Consider the following 2563-nt stretch of genomic DNA (forward strand, 5'->3'; position numbering starts at 1 on the left):
GCTAAGGCGGGCCGGGATGGATCCCGCGATGCCCATAGCCGTCGTCGAACGCGGCTACCGCCCGGGCAGCGCACCACCATCGCCGAACTCGGCACCATCGAAACCGCGGCCGCAGGCTGCACCAACCCGGCCGTCCTGGTCATCGGCGAGGTGGTCCGCGTGGCCGAAGCCAACCGCGATCACACCGAAGCCACCGCAGACCTTGACCTCCTCGCGGCTTCCCTCCTTGAAGCCTGAAAGAACACACATGACTACGCTGAATGCCCTTGATTCCATCGATGCAGGCTCGCCGCTGGCCACCCCTGGACCAAACGACGATGCGCCGCTGGACGGTTTCCGGATCGGAGTGACTTCACACCGGCGTTCACGTGACCTGATCGAGGCGCTCGAGCGGCGCGGCGCTTCCGTGCTGCACGCTCCGGCTTTGAAGATCGCGCCGGTCCAGGAAGACATCACCCTCATCGAGGACACGAAAACGATCATCGCGGCCAAGCCGGATATCTGCATCGCCACCACCGCCTACGGCATGCGGCGCTGGTGCGAAGCCGCGGACTCCTTCGGCATCGGCGAGCAACTTCTCGATGTGCTGGGGGCCTGCCGCATGTTCGTGCGCGGGCCAAAAGCCCGGGGTGCAGTCCGCGCGGCAGGCCTTGCCGACGTCGGGATCAGCAGTGACGAAACCACCGCCACACTGGTGGATATGCTCCTTCAGGAAGGAGTCCGCGGGAAGACCGTCGCCGTGCAATTGCACGGCTACACCGACGTCCGCCAGTTGGAGCGCCTCCGCATGTCCGGCGCGACGGTCCTCACTGTCACCCCGTACCGCTGGGTAAAGCCCGACGGCGAAGACAAGCTTCCGCGCCTCATCGAAGCCGCCTGCTCCGGGGACTTGGATGTGCTCACCTTTACGAGCGCGCCCGCAGTAGACGCCATGTGGAGCACGGCCCACGAGATGGGCCTGTACCGTCAGCTGATCGAGGCACTCAAGACCCAGGTGACCGTCGCCGCCGTCGGGCCTGTCACCGCACAGCCGTTGGTCGACGCCGGGCTCAGCCCCTCATCCCGGACCGCTACCGCATGGGTGCGCTCATCCGGCTCGTCACCGAACATCTGGCCCTGAACCATGTCCGCCGGCTCGACACTCCCGCAGGGCACATCGAGCTGCGCGGCCGCTGTTTGAGGATCGATGGTTCCGTGGTGGAACTGGCCCCGGCTCCGCTGCTCCTGCTGCGCGCGCTTTTGGGAGCCGGGGGCGCGGTGCTGTCCCGAGAGGCCCTTTCCGACCTTCTGGAATTGCGTGGCTCGGTCCACGCCCTGGACATGACGGTGAGCCGCTTGCGGTCCTCGCTGCCGGACGGAAAGCTCGTGGAAACCGTCGTCAAGCGGGGTTACCGGTTGCGCGTCTAGCCCTGGTTCCTGTGGACGAGGTAGATGGCACCGGTGGTGACGTCTTCCTCCAGCGCTTCCAAGGTCCGGCCACGGGTTTCCGGAACTTGCTTGACGACGAAGACCAGGGCAAGCGCCCCGACGACGGCGAAAAGGAAGAAAGTGCCCGTGATCCCGAGCCCCGCGACCAGCGACGGGAAGAACAGCGAAAGGAATCCGTTGACGACCCAGAGGAAGAAGATCGAGACGCCGGTGCCGAAGCCGCGCATGTGCAGCGGGAAGACCTCCGACAGGTAGACCCACACCGCGACGTTCAGGAACGTCTGCATGGACCCCACGAAGGCAACCACCAGGAAGAGGATCACGTACGGGCGGATCGGGTTGCCGACGGGCAACATCATGGAGGCGAACCCGATGAGCAGGTGGCAACTGGTGGTCAGCGCGAGGCCCAGAATGAAGGTCTTGCGACGGTCGATCCGGTCCATCAGGGTCAAGGCGATGACGCCGCCGATCACGGCGATCACTCCGGGCGCGATGTTCGCGATGAGCGCGCCGCTCTCGTTGAAGCCCGACTCGACGAGCACCGTCTGGCCGTAATACATGATCGAGTTGATGCCGGTCAGCTGTTGGGCGACGCCCAAGCCGATTCCCACAAGCAGGATGCGGAACAGGTTCTTGTTGCTGAAGACCGCACGCCAGCCGATCTGCTGGCTCTCCCGCTCCTCCTTGGCGACGTTCTCCACCTCGCCGAGCTCCGCGAGCGCACGGTCCTCGGAACGGACGGACCGAAGCACGGCGAGGGCCTCATCGTGCCGGCCCTTCTCCACCAGCCAGCGCGGCGACTCGGGCACGCGGAGCATGCCGAAGAACAGCGCGATCGCCGGCAACGCGCAGACCGCAAGCATGATGCGCCAGACGCCGGGAACGTCACCCCACACGATGCCGATGATGGCGTTGACGACGAAAGCCGCCAGCTGACCGACGACGATCATGAGCTCGTTGCGGCCCGCCAGGGAACCACGGATCTCGAACGGGGCCATCTCCGCCAGGAACACGGGGACCACCGCCGAGGCGCCGCCCACGGCGAGACCGAGCAGGACGCGGCCGACGACGAGCACGCCGACACTCGGGGTGAACACGCACACCAAGGTGCCGGCGAAGAACAGTACCGCGAGCA

Annotated in this window: 1 protein-coding gene and 2 pseudogenes; 2 read left to right on the forward strand and 1 reads right to left on the reverse strand. The window is 66.0% G+C overall.

Annotated elements, in window-relative coordinates; genetic code table 11:
- Positions 1-237 (forward strand): annotated as a pseudogene (locus tag AHiyo1_RS05830) (uroporphyrinogen-III C-methyltransferase); the annotation flags it as partial.
- Between the two features lie 10 nt (positions 238-247).
- Positions 248-1407 (forward strand): annotated as a pseudogene (locus tag AHiyo1_RS05835) (uroporphyrinogen-III synthase).
- Here AHiyo1_RS05835 and AHiyo1_RS05840 read toward each other — a convergent pair.
- Positions 1404-2563 (reverse strand): sugar porter family MFS transporter (locus AHiyo1_RS05840; RefSeq protein WP_059387910.1); only part of this gene is annotated, 1160 nt, incomplete at its 5' end. The pseudogene AHiyo1_RS05835 and the gene AHiyo1_RS05840 sit on opposite strands and share 4 nt — an antisense overlap.

The organism is Arthrobacter sp. Hiyo1 (assembly GCF_001263615.2).
Classification (GTDB): domain Bacteria; phylum Actinomycetota; class Actinomycetes; order Actinomycetales; family Micrococcaceae; genus Arthrobacter.